The sequence below is a fragment of the Celeribacter indicus genome, from assembly GCF_000819565.1.
GTDB lineage: Bacteria > Pseudomonadota > Alphaproteobacteria > Rhodobacterales > Rhodobacteraceae > Celeribacter > Celeribacter indicus.
The window spans coordinates 1329154-1345454 of sequence record NZ_CP004393.1; the positions used below are offsets into that span (position 1 = coordinate 1329154).

Below are 16301 nucleotides of genomic sequence, written 5' to 3' on the forward strand. Positions count from 1 at the left end.
GTGAGCCTCCCGAACAGGAGGACGCCATGAGTTTCTGCATCGCGATCGACGGTCCCGCGGCGGCGGGCAAGGGCACGATCTCGCGTGCCGTGGCCAAGCATTTCGGCTTTGCCCATCTCGATACCGGGCTGCTGTACCGCGCGACGGGGGCGAAGACCTTCGAAGGGCTCACGCCCATCGAGGCGGCGCGCTCGCTCACCGCGCGGGATCTCGACCGTCCCGATCTGCGCTCGGGCGATGCCGGGCAGGCGGCCTCCCGCGTCGCCGCGATCCCCGAAGTGCGCGCGGCGCTCGTCGATTTCCAGCGCGCCTTCGCCCGGCGCGAGGGCGGCGCGGTGCTCGACGGGCGCGACATCGGCACGGTGATCTGCCCGGACGCGGAGGTGAAGCTCTATGTCACCGCGACCGACGAGGTGCGCGCGGCGCGCCGGCACCGGGAACTCGTCGACAGCGGCGAGGCGGTGACGGTGGAGGAGGTGCTCGCGGAACTGCGCGACCGGGACGAGCGCGACAGCGCCCGCGCGACCGCGCCGCTGAAGCCGGCGCCGGACGCCATCGTGATCGACACCACGGAGATGAACATCGAGGAGGCGGTCGCCCGCGTCATCGCCCTGATCGCGGAGGCGCGCAGGCAGTGAGCGCGCGGGTCGTCCTGCATCTGCCAGACGACCACCGCGCCCGGCTCGAGGCGGGAGAGACCGGCACGCTCTATGCCCGGATCCGGCAGGCGGTCGCCACGCGCGGCGGCACGGTGGTGCTTCGCAACAGGTTCCCGCAGATCGAGCCTGACGGCGACTTGCATATCGTGGACAACGCGCGCAGGCCTCATCCCGATACGCTGATCTCCGCCCAGGCCTATCTCGACGGCTGCTGGCATCTCGACCCCGAGGGCGTGCTGGCGGACAGTTCCATCGCCGGGCGCGCCTTCGACCCGGCCTCAGTGGATCCCGAGGCGGCCGCGGCCTGCCTTGCGCGGCTGCGCCACCGCTACGTCGCGCCGCGCCACAGCCGCTATCATCAGAAGCGGGCGCGGGAGGAAATCGACCCCTCGGGCGTCGTGATCTTCCTTCAGGGGCCGCCGCCCTATGTGCGCGGCCATGCCCATCTCGGGCGCGAGGAGATGATCCGCACCGTGGTCGCCGGCGCCGGAGGGCGGCCGGTCTATGTGAAGCCGCATCCCCTGCGCAAGGAGGAGGGCGTGGCGATCATCCGCAGGTTGCGTGCCGAGGGGCTGCCGCTGAACCGGACCAACGCGAATGTCCATGACCTGCTGTCCCAGGCCGCCGTCACGGTCTCCGCGAATTCCGCGGCCTCGTTCGAGGGCTTCCTGCACGGCACGCCCGCCATCCTCTTCGCCCGCGCCGACTTCGCGGCGATGGCGGAGGTGGTGACCCAGGCCGCGGCCTTTCCCGCCGCACTGGCGCGTGCGCTTGCGACGCCGCGCGACTACGCCCCCTTCCTGTCCTGGTACCTGTCGCAATGTCTCTGGCCCGGCGCGCCGGATTTCGAGGCGAGGCTCTTCGCGATCTTCGGCGCGGCGGGGTTCGACGCCGATCGCCTCGGCCTTGCCGCAGCGGGGTGATCCGCGCGCGGCGGGGCTACTGTGCCGCCCCGGTCACGTCGGGGCGCGGGGAGGACATGCGACGTGGATTTGTCTTGCCAGATCAGCCGAAATAACGCAGCGTCTCCTTATAGTTGTCCAATTTCGTCCGAAATTCTCATTTCGGATGGCCACGCCGACGGGAGGCGGCCTCAGATGTCTCACACGCTCGTTCTCTACCGGTCCATTGCCACCTACGACGACTTTCATCCCTCCGATCTGGAGATCCTGCGCAGGTCTCTCGCGTTCAATTCCCGGCACGGGGTGACGGGGCTCCTGCTGCGCGTCGATGGCCAGTTCGTGCAGGCGTTGCACGGCGCCGCGCCGGTCATCGCGGAGTTGCTGCAAAGGATCGCGCTCGACCCCCGCCACCGCGAGATGGACATCCTGCTCGAGGAGCCGGCCGATGCCGTCTCCCCCTATGGCGACTGGTCGATGGGATACGATTCCCTCCTGGGTTTCCAGTTCGGCCTCGACCTGGCCGCCGACGGCAGCTATCCCCCGCTCCCGGAGAGCCGCGTGCAGAAGATCCGGGACTTCATGGAGAACGCCGCCCGCGGCGTTTCCGATTTCGGCTCGGGCTTTCCCTATGCGCGCAAGTCCGGCGAGGACGACCGCGCCTATATCGCCCGGCTCGAACGGCTGGCATGATCCCGCCCGCAGCGGGCAAAAGCGGCGATTTCCCTTGCTTTCCTGCCCGAATGACCTTAAGTCGCCCCTGTCCGGCGAGGCCGCAGGAACATGGGAAGACCGAATGAGGGGCGCGGGAAACCGTGGGCCCCGATCCTCTCATGTGTGGTGAGCAGAGGCATGACAAACCCCAAGACCCGCGGAGACAACCGCGTGGCCCGAATAGCGACTTGAAAAGGAAACTGACCACTTATGTGCGCTAAAGCAACCATGGAGGAATTCGAAGCCCTCCTGAACGAAAGCTTCGAAATCGACACCCCCGCAGAGGGCTCTGTCGTCCGGGGCAAGGTGATCGCCATCGAGGCGGGCCAAGCCATCATCGACGTCGGCTACAAGATGGAAGGCCGTGTCGATCTGAAAGAATTCTCCAATCCCGGCGAAGCGCCGACCGTCGCCGTGGGCGATGAGGTCGAGGTCTTCCTCGACCGTGTCGAGAACGCCCGTGGCGAGGCCGTCATCTCCCGCGACAAGGCCCGCCGCGAGGAAGCCTGGGACCGTCTCGAGAAAGCCTATGCCAACGAGGAGCGCGTCGAAGGCGCCATCTTCGGCCGCGTCAAGGGCGGCTTCACCGTCGATCTCGGCGGCGCGGTCGCGTTCCTGCCCGGCTCGCAGGTCGATGTGCGCCCGGTGCGCGACGCCGGCCCGCTCATGGGTCTCAAGCAGCCGTTCCAGATCCTCAAGATGGATCGCCGCCGCGGCAACATCGTCGTGTCCCGCCGCGCGATCCTCGAGGAATCCCGCGCTGAGCAGCGCGCCGAGGTCATCGGCAACCTGCATGAAGGTCAGGCGGTCGAGGGCGTGGTCAAGAACATCACCGAATACGGGGCCTTCGTGGACCTCGGTGGTGTCGACGGCCTCCTTCACGTCACCGACATGGCCTGGCGCCGCGTGAACCACCCGTCGGAGATCCTGTCGATCGGCGAGACGATCAAGGTGCAGGTCATCAAGATCAACAAGGAGACGCATCGCATCTCCCTCGGGATGAAGCAGCTTCAGGACGATCCGTGGGATACGGTCGAAGCGAAATACCCGCTCGAATCCGTGCATACCGGCCGCGTGACCAACATCACCGACTACGGCGCCTTCGTCGAGCTGGAGCCGGGTGTCGAGGGTCTCGTGCACGTCTCCGAGATGTCCTGGACCAAGAAGAACGTCCATCCGGGCAAGATCGTCTCCACCTCGCAGGAAGTGGAAGTCATGGTGCTCGAGATCGACACCGCGAAACGTCGCGTGTCCCTCGGCCTCAAGCAGACCATGCGCAACCCGTGGGAGCTCTTTGCCGAGACCCATCCGGAAGGCACCGTCGTCGAGGGCGAGGTCAAGAACATCACCGAATTCGGTCTGTTCGTCGGCCTGCCGGGCGAGATCGACGGCATGGTCCACCTTTCCGACCTGTCCTGGGACGAGCGTGGCGAGGATGCGATCCAGACCTATCGCAAGGGCGACATGGTGAAAGCCGTCGTGACCGAGGTCGACGTGGACAAGGAGCGGATCTCGCTCTCGATCAAGGCGCTTGACGACAGCTTCTCCGGCGCCGTCGAAGGCGTGAAGCGGGGCTCGGTCATCACCGTGACCGTGACCGCGATCGAGGATGGCGGCATCGAGGTGGAATATGAAGGCGCGAAATCCTTCATCCGCCGCTCCGACCTGTCGCGCGACCGTGCCGAACAGCGCCCCGAGCGCTTCCAGGTCGGTGACCACATCGACGTGCGCGTGACCAATGTCGACCAGAAGACCCGCCGCCTCGGCCTGTCGATCAAGGCCCGCGAGATCGCCGAAGAGAAGGAAGCCGTCGAACAATACGGTTCCTCCGACTCCGGTGCATCGCTCGGCGACATTCTCGGCGCCGCCCTGAAGGGCAACGAGTAACGCCGCGATCCCGCGACGAGACGACATTTGCGAAGGCCCCGTTTCGGCGGGGCCTTTCCGCGTCCGGGGGCCGGCTGTGCGCGCCGCGGGACGAATCGTCGGCCGATGCCGCGGCGCGGCATTGCGGAGAGCTGTCACCTGCGGTTGTCACGGCAGGGGCTTTGCCGAATTTTGCGCGAAATCTCAGCGCATTACTTTGAAAAAATCCGCTTTCGGCCGCCGCAGGCTATTTCCCGTTTGCAACGGTCGCCCTATATTCGATCCCTATAGGAGATCGTCACAGAAACGCATCTGAACATCAGGGGAGGATTCATGATCCGGTCTGAACTGATCCAAAAGATCGCAGACGAAAATCCGCATCTCTACCAGCGGGACGTCGAGCGGATCGTGAACACGATCTTCGAGGAGATCATCGAGGCGATGGCCCGCGGCGATCGGGTGGAGTTGCGCGGTTTCGGCGCCTTCTCCGTCAAGCGGCGCGATGCCCGCGTCGGACGCAACCCGCGCACCGGCGAAAGCGTGCCCGTCGAGGAGAAGCATGTGCCCTTCTTCAAGACCGGAAAGCTGCTGCGCGATCGCCTGAACGAAGACTGACAAGCCGGGAGGGCGCCGATGCGCTACATCCGATATGCGTTTCTCGCCGCGCTCGCCGTGGTGCTCGTGACCGTGGCGCTCGCAAATCGCGAGGTCGTCACCCTTCATCTCCTGCCCGCCGATCTCGCGGAGCTCACCGGGCTGTCCTTTGCCGTCTCCCTGCCGCTTTTCGTGGTGATCGTCGGCGCCATCGTCGCCGGGCTGCTGATCGGCTTCGTCTGGGAATGGATGCGCGAATACAAGCATCGCTCCGCCGCCTCCACCCACAGGCGTGAGAAGGAAAAGCTCGCGCGCGAGGTGGACCGGCTCAAGACCGACAAGGCGAAGAAGGACGGCGACGAGGTGCTCGCGCTTCTCGAGCGCTGATCCCATGGACACGCGCGTGAAAATCTGCGGGCTGACGACGCCCGAGGCGGTCGGCGCCGCGGTGAAGGCCGGGGCGCATTACCTCGGTTTCGTCTTCTTCCCGAAATCGCCCCGCCATCTGGACATCGCCGCGGCCCGCGCGCTGGCGATGGAGGTGCCCGTGGGCATCGCGAAGGTCGCGCTCGTGGTGAATCCCACGGATGCAGAGCTCGACCGGATCACCGGCGAGGTGCCGGTCGACATGCTGCAACTCCACGGGTCGGAAAGCCTCGGGCGCGTGCGCGAGATCCGTGTGCGCCATGGCCTGCCGGTGATGAAGGCGGTGGGCGTGGCCGGGCCGGAGGATGTCGCGGCGCTCGACGCCTATGGGATGGTGGCCGACCAGCTCCTCGTGGATGCGAAGGCGCCGAAGGGCGCGGATCTTCCGGGCGGCAACGGCCTGCCCTTCGACTGGCGGCTGATCGCGAGACGCGGCTGGACGCGGCCCTGGATGCTTGCCGGCGGGCTGACGCCCGAGAATGTCGTGCAGGCCGTGCAGATGACTGGAGCGAAGCAGGTCGATGTCTCCTCCGGCGTCGAACGCGCGCCGGGCGAGAAGGACGTCGCGAAGATCCGCGCCTTCGTCGCGGCGCTCCGGGCGGCCTGACCGGGCTTTCATCTGCTCTCAAATATCCCCGCCGGAGGCTCCCGCACCCGCCGCCGGACGCTCCGCGGGGGATATTTGAGAGCAGATGAAGGGGCGGCGGCTTTACCGCCCGCGGCGCATGGGCTACATCTCCCCCGGCATCCAGAGGAGTGCGCGCGATGAACGATCTTTTCAACAGCTTCATGAACGGCCCCGACGAGAAGGGGCGGTTCGGCATCTTCGGCGGGCGGTTCGTGTCGGAGACGCTGATGCCGCTCATCCTCGCGCTCGAGGAGGAATACAGGCGCGCCAAGGACGATCCGGAGTTCTGGGCGGAGCTGCGCGATCTCTGGAAGCATTACGTGGGCCGGCCCTCGCCGCTCTATTTCGCGGAGAAGATGACCGCGGAGCTCGGCGGCGCGAAGATCTATCTCAAGCGCGAGGAGCTCAACCACACCGGCGCGCACAAGGTGAACAACGTGCTCGGCCAGATCCTTCTGGCACGGCGCATGGGCAAGACGCGGATCATCGCGGAGACGGGCGCCGGCCAGCATGGCGTGGCGACGGCGACGGTCTGCGCGAAATTCGGCCTCGACTGTATCGTCTACATGGGCGAGACCGATGTCGAGCGGCAGAAGCCCAACGTCTTCCGCATGCAGCTTCTCGGCGCGAAGGTCGTGCCGGTCAGGTCCGGGCGCGGCACGCTCAAGGATGCGATGAACGACGCGCTGCGCGACTGGGTGACCAATGTGCGCGACACGTTCTATTGCATCGGCACGGTGGCGGGCCCGCATCCCTATCCGGCGATGGTGCGCGACTTCCAGGCCATCATCGGCCAGGAGACCCGCTGGCAGCTTGCCGAGCAGGAAGGCGAGGGGCGCCTGCCCGACAGTGTCGTGGCCTGTATCGGCGGCGGCTCGAACGCGATGGGGCTGTTCCATCCCTTCCTCGACGATTCGGGTGTGCGCATCATCGGGGTGGAGGCGGGCGGCAAGGGCGTCGACGAGAAGATGGAGCATTGTGCCTCGCTCACCGGGGGGCGTCCGGGCGTGCTGCACGGCAACCGCACCTATCTCTTGCAGGACGAGGACGGGCAGATCCTCGAGGGGCATTCGATCTCGGCCGGCCTCGACTATCCCGGCATCGGTCCGGAGCACAGCTGGCTGCATGACGTCGGACGGGCGGAATATGTCTCCGTCACCGACCAGGAGGCGCTCGAGGCGTTCCAGTTCTGCTGCCGTACCGAGGGGATCATTCCCGCGCTGGAATCGAGCCACGCGGTCGCCCATGTGATGAAGATCGCGGGTGATCTGCCGAAGGACCATATCATCGTCGTCAACCTCTCGGGGCGGGGCGACAAGGACATCTTCACCGTCGCGCGCCATCTCGGCGAAAACATTGCCGGGGCGGAGGGGCGCGACGCCGGCTGAGGGCCCGACGCCCGCCCGGACGGGGAGGCCGCCTAGGCGGAGGTGTCGTGCGCATGCGCCTCGAGCACTGCGCGCGGCACGATTTCGAGCGCCCGGATATGGGTCGAGACGAGCGAGACCTGCGGTGCGCAGCCTTCGTCATGGGCTTGGAGGAAGCGTGCGGCGCAGAGGCACCAGCTGTCGCCCGGCTTCAGCCCCGCAAAGCCGAATGCGGGACGCGGCGTCGAGAGATCATTGCCGACATATTTGGAATAGGCGAGGAATTCCGCCGTCATCACCGCGCAGACGGTGTGGGAACCGGTGTCCTGGACGCAGGTGTTGCAGGCGCCGTCGCGGAAGAAGCCGGTCATCGGCGCGGTCGAACAGGGCAGGAGCGGGCCGCCCAGAACGTTGATCGAAGGGTCTTGCTGCATCGGGTCTCCTCCTCCTGGACAGGGGGTGCGGTCAGGGGGCGCGCCAGTCGATCCAGCGGCCGTGAAAATCCATCCGGCCGCAGTCGATCACCTCGCCCCCCGGCCAGAGCGTGAGCACCATGCCCGCGCCCGGTGTCTTTCCGTCCGCCTCCACCGCGAAGCGCGCGAGCGGCGCCTCGCGGGACGCAAGCGCGCCCGCCTGCGCAAACAGGGTCGCGCCGCGCTCCCGGACCGCCTGCGGGAAATATTGCCAGGCCAGGGTATGATAGACCAGATGTAGGCCATCGGGGCAGGGAGGCGAGAGCCGGCGGTCCAGCCAGTCGATCGCATCGCCCCTGTCGACCTTGGCGGGATGCCGGCCCGCGAGATCCAGCGCCGCGGAGATCCGGGCAGCGCGCGCGCCCTGGTCCGGCCAGATGAAGGACAAAAGCCGCAGCCGGTCCGCGACCGGATCGCGCGGCGACAGGTCGACGCCGCGGCGCGCGGTGATCTCGGGCGGGCAGGGATCGGGCACCATGCTGCCGCGCCATTCCGGGGCGAGGCGCACGGGGCTGTCCTCGGGGCCGAAGCGCCCGCCGGGCAGGTCGAGGCGGAAACGGTCGAAATTCAGGTTGAGCCCCGCGCTTGCGCCGAGTTCCGACACCCGGATCGGCAGTCCGAAGCGCGCGGTCAGCCAATGGCTCACGAGGATGAGGGCCGCGGCGCGGGCGACCTCGTTGGTCTGGGGCGCGAGATCGAGCCGGGCGTCGATCCAGTCCGGGTGGCGCAGGATCGCCGCCGAGGCCGCGCGCCAGAGCGCCTCCTCCTCCGGCAGGTCGGCGGGCGGGTAGACGGCGGCGAGGGACGGGTCGCGCCCCTCCAGCACCAACCCGTGCAGCGCGCCCGCAAGCCGCAGCGGCACGGAGATGCCATGGGAGCCGAGCGCCCCCTCCCAGCGTTCGATCCGCGACGCGACGGGGCCGGGCGGCAGGCCGCGCGCGGCGAAACCGTCGAGCAGGCGGGCGGTGAAGGCCGAGCCGAGCTCGCGGCAGGCGTCTGCCTGGTCGCGAAAGGCGGCGCGCCAGCTCATCTGAACCGGTCCGCGAGCTTTTGCAGCGGCGTGCGGGGATCGTCCTTCGGTGCCTCGGGCGTCTCCGGCGCGGCGGTCTTCGCCGGTTTCGTGCCGGTGGAGGGGCGCGGCGGCGCAGTGCGCAGGGCGACCGCATTCGAAAACCGTGCCGCATCCCCGTCCGCGAGCGCCGCCGCCCCGTCCGAACAGCCGCGCAGCACGTCGTCGAGCCAGTCCTGCTCCGCCTTCGCGAAATCCGACAGGACATATCCCGAGACGCGGTCCTTGTGCCCCGGATGGCCGATGCCGAGCCGCACGCGGTCATACTCCGCGCCGATATGCTGGTGGATCGAGCGCAGCCCGTTGTGGCCCGCATGGCCGCCGCCCGACTTCACCCGCACCTTTCCCGGCGCAAGGTCGAGCTCGTCGTGGAACACCACCACGTCGGCGGGCGTGAGCTTGTAGAAGCGCATTGCCTCCCCGACGGACTGGCCCGACAGGTTCATGAAGGTTCCGGGCTTCAGGAGGATCACCTTGTCGCGCCCGAGCCGCCCCTCGCTCACCTGGCCCTGGAATTTCGCGCGCCAGGGCGGGAAGCCGTGGTCGGAGGCGATCCGGTCGAGCGCCATGAAGCCGATGTTGTGGCGGTTCTTTTCGTATTTCGCGCCCGGATTCCCGAGGCCGACAAACAAACGCATGGGCGGTCTCCTTTGCCTGAAAGAGGTAACCCGTCCCGGCACCGATGGCGAGTCCCTCCAGGCGCTTGACCTCGGCGCGCCGCTCGGCTCTGGTGCGACGGGAGCCAGCCCGCGCCAGCCTGACAGATCATCAAGGAGAGAGACATGGGCTTCATCGCCATGAACCGTTTCAGGATCACGCCCGGCCGCGAAGAGGAGTTCGAGGCCATCTGGCGCAACCGCGACAGCCGGCTGAAGGAATTGCCGGGCTTCGTCGAATTCCGCATGCTCAAGGGCGCGGTCACCGAGGAGCACGCGCTCTACGCGAGCTTCACCCTCTGGCGCAGCAAGGACGATTTCGAAGCCTGGACGCGGTCCGAACAGTTCCGCGACAGCCACAAATCCGCCGGCGCGCGCGATCGGTCGATCTTTGCCGGACCACCGCAGTTCGAGGGGTTCGAGACGGTGATCCACGAGAGCTGACCCCGGTCCGGCCGCGGCAACGAAAAACGCGGGCCCCGAGGGGACCCGCGTGAGACGGAGCGCAAAGCGCGGGGAGGGTTACTCCTCGGCGGCTTCCGCGTCTTCTTCCTCGTCCGCGCCCGCGCCGAGGCCGGCCGGAGCCGCGATGTTCGCGATCACGAAATCGCGCTCGATCACCGGCTTCACGCCTTCGGGCAGAGTGACGTCGGAGATGTGGTAAACGTCACCGATCTTGCCGCCGGTGATGTCGAGGGTGATGTGGTCCGGAATGTCGGACGCGGTCACGACCAGTTCCACCTCGGTGCGCACATGGGTCACGACGCCGCCGCGTTTCACGCCCGGCGCGGCCTCTTCGCCCACGATTTCCACGGGGATGAAGAGGTTGATGCGCGAATTGCGGTGCAGGCGCATGAAATCGACATGCGTCGGCAGGTCCTTCACGACATCGCGCTGAACGCCGCGGCAGATCACCCGCACGTCGTCATGGCCTTCGACCTTCAGGTTGAAGAGCGTCGCGAGGAACCGGCCCGCCTTCAGGCGCTTCAGCAGCTCGTTGAAGGGGATGTTGATCGGCAGCGGCTCTTTGTTGTCGCCGTAGACGATGCCCGGAACGAGGCCCGCGCGACGGGCCTGGCGAGCGGCGCCCTTGCCCGTCCCCGCGCGTTCCGTGGCAATAAGATCAGGAATCTCACCAGCCATTTTGTAATCTCCATTGGTAAGGGCGGGGCTCCTCCAAGGCTGTAGCCCCGCGTGAAGCCGTGCCCATACACCGGAATCGGGGAAAGGGAAAGGATTAACTTCGCCCGGCGCGGCACGGCGGCGCGCTCGGTGACGCGCGGATCGGGCCTGTTCGTCTCCCGGAGCCGCGGCTATGGTCGCGCGGCGGAGCACGGCCGCGCCGCGATGCGTTCCGCGAGAGCAGGTGAGAGACAAGATGAAACGCGCCCTTCCCGAGACCCTCGCCCTGTCGCGCGCCTCTTTCGCCGCCCTCGGCACGATGGGCGCGATCTGGGGCGCCTTTGCCGCCATGGTGCCCGAACTCAAGGCCCAGGCGGGGGCGAGCGACGCGCAATTCGGCACCGCGCTTCTCGGATCCGCGGCGGGCGGGATGGTCGCGATGCTCCTTGCGCCCCGGCTTCTCGCCCGGCTCGGACGGGCGACGCTTCCGGTCCTGGGCCTGGCCGCGCTGCTGGCCTCGCAACTGCCGCTTCTCGCCACGCGTCCCGCGGCGCTCTTCCCGGTCCTTGCCTGCATGGGGCTCGCGCTTGCGAGTCTCGACGTCTGCACCAACCTGCGCCTCGCCCATCTGGAGGCGCGCCACGGCCGGCACCTGATGAACATGAACCATGCGGCCTATTCCCTCTGTCTCGGCCTTGCGGCGCTGGCGGTCGCGGCGCTGCGCCGTGCCGGCTGGGGCGTGGCGGATCTGCTTCCGGTGCTTGGCGCCGTCCTGCTTCCCGTCGTCCTTCTGACGATCGAGCCGCGCGCCGCCTTTGCCGAGGAGGCCGGGAGCGACGCCGGGACGCCGCCCGCGTCACTCCCCTGGGCGGCGATCCTGCCGGTCGCGCTCATGCTCTTCGTCGCCTTCCTGTCAGAGAATGCGATTGAAAGCTGGTCGGCGCTGTTTCTCGAGCGCGAGCTGGGCGCCATGGCCGGCGCCGGCGGCTTCGGCCCCTCCACGCTCGGGTTCACCATGGCCGCCTTCCGCCTCGCCGGCCATCTCTCGACCCGGCGCTTCGGAGAGGCGCGCACGCTTTTCTGGTCCGGCGTCTCCGGCATGTGCGGCGCGCTGGTCCTGGCGCTGTCGCCGACGGAACCTGTCGCGCTCGCGGGGATTTGCCTCACCGCCGTGGGCATGGCCGTGGTCGTGCCCACGGCCACCTCGCTCCTCGGCAAGCGGGTGCACCGCCGCCAGCGCGATCTGGCGATCTCGCGCGCCTGGCTCATCGGCTTCACCGGGTTCTTCGTCGGACCGACCGCGATCGGGCTGATTTCGGAGCTCCACGGGCTGCGCGTGGCCTTCCTCGCCGTCGCCGGGCTGATCTTCCTGATCCTGCCCGCCGTGCGCCTTTTCGGTCGCGTCACATCCAGCGGCCGGTGAAATCCTCCGGCACGCGCAACATGTCGCGGTCGAACTCCTGCACCGATTTGCGTCCGCAGAGCGCCATGGAGATGTCGAGCTCGCGCCGGATCACCTCGAGCGCGGCAGTCACGCCCTTCTCTCCCATCGCGCCCAGCCCATGCACGAAGGCGCGGCCGATATAGGTGCCTTTCGCCCCCATCGCGAGCGCCTTCAGCACGTCCTGGCCAGAGCGGATGCCGCTGTCGAGATGCACCTCGACGCGGTCGCCCACCGCATCCAGGATCGCCGGCAGCATGCGGATCGAGGAGAGCGCGCCGTCGAGCTGACGCCCGCCGTGATTGGACACCACGATCGCGTCGCAGCCGGTCTTGGCCGCCATCACCGCATCCTCCGGCTCCATCACGCCCTTGAGGATGAGGGGGCCGCCCCACATGTCCCGGATCGCCTCGACCTTCGACCAGTCGAGCCTGGGATCGAATTGCTGCGCCGTCCAGGTGAACAGGCTCGAGGGATCGTCCACGCCCTTCGCATGGCCGATGATGTTGCCGAAGCCGCGGCGTTTCGTGCGCAGCATCTCGAGCCCCCATTGCCATTTCGTCGCGAGGTCGGCGATTACCGCGGGGGTCAGTTTCGGCGGCGCGGAGAGGCCGTTCTTCAGGTCCTTGTGGCGCTGGCCGAGGATCTGAAGATCGAGCGTGAGCACGAGGGCGGAACAGCCCGCATCCTGCGCGCGGCGGATCACGTTCTTCAGGAAGTCCTGGTCGCGCATCACGTAGAGCTGGAACCAGAAGGGCTTTGTCGTATGTGCGGCCACGTCCTCGATCGAACAGATCGACATGGTCGAGAGGGTGAAGGGCACGCCGAACTGTTCCGCCGCGCGTGCCGCCCTGATCTCCCCGTCGGCGCGCTGCATGCCGGTGAGCCCCACGGGCGCGAGTGCGACCGGCATGGCGACATCCTGGCCGATCATCTTCGCGGCGGTGCTGCGGCCCTCCATGTCGACGGCCACGCGCTGACGCAGGCGGATCCTGTCGAAATCCGTGGTGTTCTCGCGGAATGTCTGTTCCGTCCAGGAACCGCTTTCGCAATAGTCGTAGAACATCTTCGGCGTCCGTTTCCTGTGGAGCCTCTTGAGGTCGTCGATACAGGTGATCACGGGCATGGCAGGCACTTTCGGAGCGAACGGGTTTGGAACGCGCCCCAGTTCGCACATATTTTTCCCCGGTGAAAGGGCGTTGTCGCCGCATCGGGACAGGTTTCTGTGGCATCTGCTGCGGAGACGGGGCAGGGTGCGCTCTCGCCACGGCGGGTGCCAGGGGCAGGATAGAGGAAAGGCGGGACCATTCATGAACATCATTCTCATCGGGATGCTCGCATCCCTCGGGGCGGGAATGATGACCGGGGTCGGGGCCGTGCCGGTCCTGTTCGGCCGCAGCATGTCGAAACGGACCAATGACGCGCTTCTGGGCTTTGCCGCGGGGGTGATGATCTCGGCCTCCTATTTCTCGCTCATCCAGCCGGGGCTCGAGGCCGCGGAGGCGCTCTATGGTTCCGTCCTCGCCTCTGCGCTGATCGCGGCGGGCGGGATCGCGCTCGGGGCGGGGATCGTCGCGCTGCTCAACGAGAAACTGCCGCACGAACATTTCGTGACCGGTCCCGAGGGCGCGGATCCCGGCGCGCTTTCGAAGATCTGGCTCTTCATCATCGCGATCACGATCCACAACTTTCCGGAGGGCATGGCGGTCGGGATCGGTTTCGGCGGGGGCAATGTCACCAACGGGATGTCGCTTGCCACCGGCATCGGGTTGCAGAACGCGCCCGAAGGCCTCGCCGTCGCCGTGGCACTGCGGGGGCAGGGCTACGGACGCTGGCGCAGCTTTCTCCTCGCGACGGTGACGGGGCTGGTCGAGCCGGTGGGCGGGCTGCTCGGCGTGGCGCTGGTCCATGCCTCGGTGCATGTCCTGCCCTGGGGGCTGAGCTTTGCGGCGGGGGCGATGCTCTATATCATCAGCCATGAGATCATTCCCGAAACGCATCGCAACGGGTATCAGAACCAGGCGACGCTCGGCTTGCTGAGCGGGCTCATCCTGATGATGGTGCTCGACGTGACGCTGGGATGAACCGGGCATCGCTCAGAGCCTCATGAAGATTGCAAGCGTGTCCTCGAGCTCCCGGTCGAGAAATTCGATGCCGTAGGACATGTCCTCGAGGACGCGGCGGGTCTCGGCGGTGGCATCGGGGCTGGCGAGCGCGGTAAAGAGCGGGCGCTGGCCGTTCCAGTCGATCCAGACGGCGGTCGCGGCGGTTTCGAGCTCGGGCGAATTGGGCATCTCGGGCGCCGCGGCCGGGCGCAGGAAGGTCAGGGCGAAGACGTTGCGGTCGAAGGTGTCGATGGCCTTGGCGAGCCGGTCCGCCTCCCGCGGGGCCGCCTCCCGTCCGCCGGCGAGATCGACGAGGCAGGCGGAGCTGCCGGCCGCCTGCAACAGGCGGCTCTGTGCGCCGGCGGTGGCGATCACCTGCCCGCGCAGGACCTCCTCCCCGGCGCCGGCGGTCCGGTGGGCCTGTTCGATCGCCTCGTGCAGGTCATGCCAGAGGGTTTCGAGCGCGGCGGCGCGCGCCGACAGGGTGACCAGCGTCTCCGTCGTGACCTCGTCCCCGGCAAGCAGGGCCTGCGCCGGGTCGGTCAGGCGGGTTCGCAGGGCGTTGGCCCGGTCGAGCCGGCCGCGCATGGTCGCGTCGGGCGGCGGGACGCCGAGCGCCGCATCGCCGTCGTAGAGCGCCGCGAAGCCGCGGTCCATTTCCGCGAGCGTCTCCTGCACCACGCGCTCGTTCTGCGCCAGGGCTATGCCGCTGCGGATGAAGCACATTCCCCGCACCAGCCGGTGCGCGAGCGCCCCCTGACGCGCGATCAGGCGGGTCTGCTGGTCCGTTCCCATGGCCTCCCCGGCCGCGGCCGGGAGCGCAAGCGCGATGGCCATCGTCAAAAGCAGCCCGTGCAGGATCCGGTTCATGTCGCCCTCCAGAAACACACCTATGTGCCCTGTCTAGGCGATTCGCCTTACCGCGGATTTAACGCCCCCACAGCACAAGACGCCCGCCTTGCGGGGCGGGCGTCTCGCGATATCGTCGGTGCCGGGGCGCTCAGGCGTTCCAGGCCCTGTCCTCGCCGTCGAGCCCGCCGATGCGCATCCGCGTCGGAAGGCCGAGGCGGTCGAGCAGGGTGAAGAACGGCTTCGGGTCGAGCTCCTCGACATTCCTCATCGTCTTCGCATCCCATTCGCCCGTGGCGACCAGCATCGCGGCGGCGACCGGCGGCACGCCCGCGGTGTAGGAAATCCCCTGCGATCCGACCTCCTCATACGCCGCCTCGTGATCCGCGACATTGTAGACGAAGACCTCGAACTCCTCGCCGTCCTTCACACCTTTCACCAGGTCACCGATACAGGTCTTGCCGGTGTAATCGGGGGCGAGGCTCGACGGGTCGGGCAGCACGGCCTTCACGACCTTGAGCGGCACGACCTCGAGCCCCTCGGCGGTGGTCACCGGCTGTTCGGAGAGCAGGCCGAGGTTCTTCAGCACCGTGAAGACGTTGATGTAATGTTCGCCGAAGCCCATCCAGAAACGCACATCGGCCTGCGGATAGTTGGTCGCGAGCGAATGCACCTCGTCATGGCCCGACTGATAGGCGCGCTGGGTGCCGACGACCGGCAGATCCCAGTCGCGGCCCGAGGCGAACATGGAGGTTTCCTTCCACTGGCCGTCTTCCCAGTAATAGACGGTGCCGGTGAATTCGCGGAAGTTGATTTCCGGATCGAAATTCGTGGCGAAATACCTGCCGTGGGAGCCGGCATTGATGTCCACGATGTCGATGCTCTTCACCTCGTCCATCATGTCGATCGCGAAGCGCGCATAGGCATTCACCACGCCGGGGTCGAAACCCGCGCCGAGGATGGCGGTCACGCCCTTCCCGGTGCAGAGGTCGCGTTTCTTCCACTCGTAATTGCCGTACCAGGGCGGAGTTTCGCAGATCTTCGCCGGATCCTCGTGGATCGCCGTGTCGATATAGGCCGCGCCGGTCTCCAGGCAGGCGTCCAGCACCGTCATGTTGACGAAGGCCGAGCCGACATTGATCACGATCTCCGCGCCGGTCTCGCGGATGAGGGCGGCCACCGCCGCGCTGTCCATCGCATCGACCTGATGGGCCGCCAGAACGCCCTCCTGCTTCATCGCGCCCTTTTCCCGGACGGACTCAAGGATCGCCTCGCATTTCGAAAGCGTCCGGCTCGCGATATGGATATCCCCGAGCACATCGTTGTTCTGCGCGCATTTATGCGCCACGACCTGAGCGACGCCGCCTGCGCCGATGATGAGAACGTTGCGTTTCAACTGTCCAAGACCCCCTTTGGTTCGGGTGGGTGGGTTG

Annotated in this window: 18 protein-coding genes; 11 read left to right on the forward strand and 7 right to left on the reverse strand. The window is 67.4% G+C overall.

Annotated features, from left to right (window positions below):
- The first annotated feature begins 26 nt into the window (after nt 1-26).
- The 8 genes from P73_RS06730 to trpB all read left to right on the forward strand — a co-directional run bounded on the left by P73_RS06730 (nt 27) and on the right by trpB (nt 7174).
- On the forward strand, nt 27-638 hold the full coding sequence (locus P73_RS06730) for a (d)CMP kinase (RefSeq protein ID WP_043869002.1): 612 nt from the start codon (nt 27-29) through the stop codon (nt 636-638).
- Nucleotides 635-1582 carry a hypothetical protein gene (locus tag P73_RS06735; RefSeq protein ID WP_043869003.1) on the forward strand — a complete coding sequence of 316 codons (948 nt, stop codon included), beginning with the start codon at nt 635-637 and terminating at the stop codon, nt 1580-1582. Before P73_RS06730 ends, P73_RS06735 begins: the two co-directional genes overlap by 4 nt.
- Nucleotides 1583-1756: 174 nt before the next feature.
- A complete protein-coding gene (locus P73_RS24295; protein WP_052453081.1) occupies nt 1757-2251 on the forward strand; it encodes a BLUF domain-containing protein in 495 nt (164 codons plus the stop codon).
- Between the two features lie 231 nt (nt 2252-2482).
- Nucleotides 2483-4159, forward strand: coding sequence for a 30S ribosomal protein S1 (rpsA, locus tag P73_RS06745; RefSeq protein WP_245629239.1), 1677 nt, complete (start codon nt 2483-2485; stop codon nt 4157-4159).
- A gap of 312 nt (nt 4160-4471) precedes the next feature.
- Nucleotides 4472-4753, forward strand: a complete 282-nt coding sequence (gene ihfB / locus P73_RS06750; RefSeq protein WP_043869005.1) for an integration host factor subunit beta — start codon at nt 4472-4474, stop codon at nt 4751-4753.
- Nucleotides 4754-4771: 18 nt separating this feature from the next.
- The gene (locus P73_RS06755; RefSeq protein WP_043869006.1) at nt 4772-5119 is read left to right on the forward strand and encodes a LapA family protein; all 348 of its coding nucleotides are present in this window, start codon (nt 4772-4774) and stop codon (nt 5117-5119) included.
- A gap of 4 nt (nt 5120-5123) precedes the next feature.
- Nucleotides 5124-5765: a phosphoribosylanthranilate isomerase gene (locus P73_RS06760; RefSeq protein ID WP_043869007.1), complete on the forward strand. Its 642-nt coding sequence runs from the start codon at nt 5124-5126 to the stop codon at nt 5763-5765.
- A 158-nt stretch (nt 5766-5923) separates the two neighbouring features.
- Nucleotides 5924-7174, forward strand: coding sequence for a tryptophan synthase subunit beta (gene trpB, locus P73_RS06765; RefSeq protein ID WP_043869008.1), 1251 nt, complete (start codon nt 5924-5926; stop codon nt 7172-7174).
- Between the two features lie 32 nt (nt 7175-7206).
- Here trpB and P73_RS06770 read toward each other — a convergent pair whose 3' ends face one another.
- The 3 genes from P73_RS06770 to pth are packed head-to-tail and all read right to left on the reverse strand — an operon-like array spanning nt 7207 to nt 9333.
- Nucleotides 7207-7587, reverse strand: a complete 381-nt coding sequence (locus P73_RS06770; RefSeq protein WP_043869009.1) for a DUF2237 family protein — start codon at nt 7585-7587, stop codon at nt 7207-7209.
- 31 nt (nt 7588-7618) lie between these two features.
- Complete coding sequence (locus P73_RS06775; protein ID WP_043869010.1) at nt 7619-8656, reverse strand: DUF2332 domain-containing protein; 1038 nt, start codon at nt 8654-8656, stop codon at nt 7619-7621.
- Entirely contained in the window at nt 8653-9333 is a 681-nt protein-coding gene (gene pth / locus P73_RS06780; RefSeq protein ID WP_043869011.1) for an aminoacyl-tRNA hydrolase, read from the reverse strand. The genes P73_RS06775 and pth overlap by 4 nt, the downstream gene beginning before the upstream one ends.
- A gap of 144 nt (nt 9334-9477) precedes the next feature.
- Here pth and hmuQ point away from each other — a divergent pair, with 144 nt between their 5' ends.
- Nucleotides 9478-9795, forward strand: coding sequence for a heme-degrading protein HmuQ (hmuQ, locus tag P73_RS06785; RefSeq protein WP_043869012.1), 318 nt, complete (start codon nt 9478-9480; stop codon nt 9793-9795).
- Nucleotides 9796-9873: 78 nt separating this feature from the next.
- Here the strand turns inward: hmuQ and P73_RS06790 are convergent, their stop codons facing one another.
- Entirely contained in the window at nt 9874-10494 is a 621-nt protein-coding gene (locus P73_RS06790) for a 50S ribosomal protein L25/general stress protein Ctc (RefSeq protein ID WP_043869013.1), read from the reverse strand.
- A gap of 235 nt (nt 10495-10729) precedes the next feature.
- Between P73_RS06790 and P73_RS06795 the strand changes: the two genes are divergently transcribed.
- Nucleotides 10730-11896: an MFS transporter gene (locus P73_RS06795; RefSeq protein WP_052453082.1), complete on the forward strand. Its 1167-nt coding sequence runs from the start codon at nt 10730-10732 to the stop codon at nt 11894-11896.
- Here the strand turns inward: P73_RS06795 and P73_RS06800 are convergent.
- On the reverse strand, nt 11877-13040 hold the full coding sequence (locus P73_RS06800; protein ID WP_043869014.1) for an alpha-hydroxy acid oxidase: 1164 nt from the start codon (nt 13038-13040) through the stop codon (nt 11877-11879). The two genes, P73_RS06795 and P73_RS06800, sit on opposite strands and share 20 nt — an antisense overlap.
- A gap of 184 nt (nt 13041-13224) precedes the next feature.
- On the opposite strand from P73_RS06800, the gene P73_RS06805 reads away from it, so the two are divergent.
- A complete protein-coding gene (locus P73_RS06805; protein ID WP_043869015.1) occupies nt 13225-13998 on the forward strand; it encodes a ZIP family metal transporter in 774 nt (257 codons plus the stop codon).
- Between the two features lie 12 nt (nt 13999-14010).
- Here P73_RS06805 and P73_RS06810 read toward each other — a convergent pair whose 3' ends face one another.
- On the reverse strand, nt 14011-14889 hold the full coding sequence (locus tag P73_RS06810; protein WP_139267194.1) for a hypothetical protein: 879 nt from the start codon (nt 14887-14889) through the stop codon (nt 14011-14013).
- A gap of 130 nt (nt 14890-15019) precedes the next feature.
- A complete protein-coding gene (locus tag P73_RS06815; RefSeq protein ID WP_043869017.1) occupies nt 15020-16264 on the reverse strand; it encodes a saccharopine dehydrogenase family protein in 1245 nt (414 codons plus the stop codon).
- Between the last annotated feature and the right edge of the window lie 37 nt (nt 16265-16301).

Coding starts and splice junctions, on each gene's coding strand:
- hmuQ (WP_043869012.1), top strand. CDS start 9,478: ATGGGCTTCATCGCCATGAACCGTTTCAGGATCACGCCCGGCCGCGAA.
- pth (WP_043869011.1), bottom strand. CDS start 9,333: ATGCGTTTGTTTGTCGGCCTCGGGAATCCGGGCGCGAAATACGAAAAG.
- P73_RS06805 (WP_043869015.1), top strand. CDS start 13,225: ATGAACATCATTCTCATCGGGATGCTCGCATCCCTCGGGGCGGGAATG.
- P73_RS06755 (WP_043869006.1), top strand. CDS start 4,772: ATGCGCTACATCCGATATGCGTTTCTCGCCGCGCTCGCCGTGGTGCTC.
- P73_RS06800 (WP_043869014.1), bottom strand. CDS start 13,040: ATGCCCGTGATCACCTGTATCGACGACCTCAAGAGGCTCCACAGGAAA.
- P73_RS06760 (WP_043869007.1), top strand. CDS start 5,124: ATGGACACGCGCGTGAAAATCTGCGGGCTGACGACGCCCGAGGCGGTC.
- P73_RS24295 (WP_052453081.1), top strand. CDS start 1,757: ATGTCTCACACGCTCGTTCTCTACCGGTCCATTGCCACCTACGACGAC.
- P73_RS06795 (WP_052453082.1), top strand. CDS start 10,730: ATGAAACGCGCCCTTCCCGAGACCCTCGCCCTGTCGCGCGCCTCTTTC.
- P73_RS06775 (WP_043869010.1), bottom strand. CDS start 8,656: ATGAGCTGGCGCGCCGCCTTTCGCGACCAGGCAGACGCCTGCCGCGAG.
- P73_RS06770 (WP_043869009.1), bottom strand. CDS start 7,587: ATGCAGCAAGACCCTTCGATCAACGTTCTGGGCGGCCCGCTCCTGCCC.
- P73_RS06790 (WP_043869013.1), bottom strand. CDS start 10,494: ATGGCTGGTGAGATTCCTGATCTTATTGCCACGGAACGCGCGGGGACG.
- P73_RS06730 (WP_043869002.1), top strand. CDS start 27: ATGAGTTTCTGCATCGCGATCGACGGTCCCGCGGCGGCGGGCAAGGGC.
- trpB (WP_043869008.1), top strand. CDS start 5,924: ATGAACGATCTTTTCAACAGCTTCATGAACGGCCCCGACGAGAAGGGG.
- rpsA (WP_245629239.1), top strand. CDS start 2,483: ATGTGCGCTAAAGCAACCATGGAGGAATTCGAAGCCCTCCTGAACGAA.
- ihfB (WP_043869005.1), top strand. CDS start 4,472: ATGATCCGGTCTGAACTGATCCAAAAGATCGCAGACGAAAATCCGCAT.
- P73_RS06810 (WP_139267194.1), bottom strand. CDS start 14,889: ATGAACCGGATCCTGCACGGGCTGCTTTTGACGATGGCCATCGCGCTT.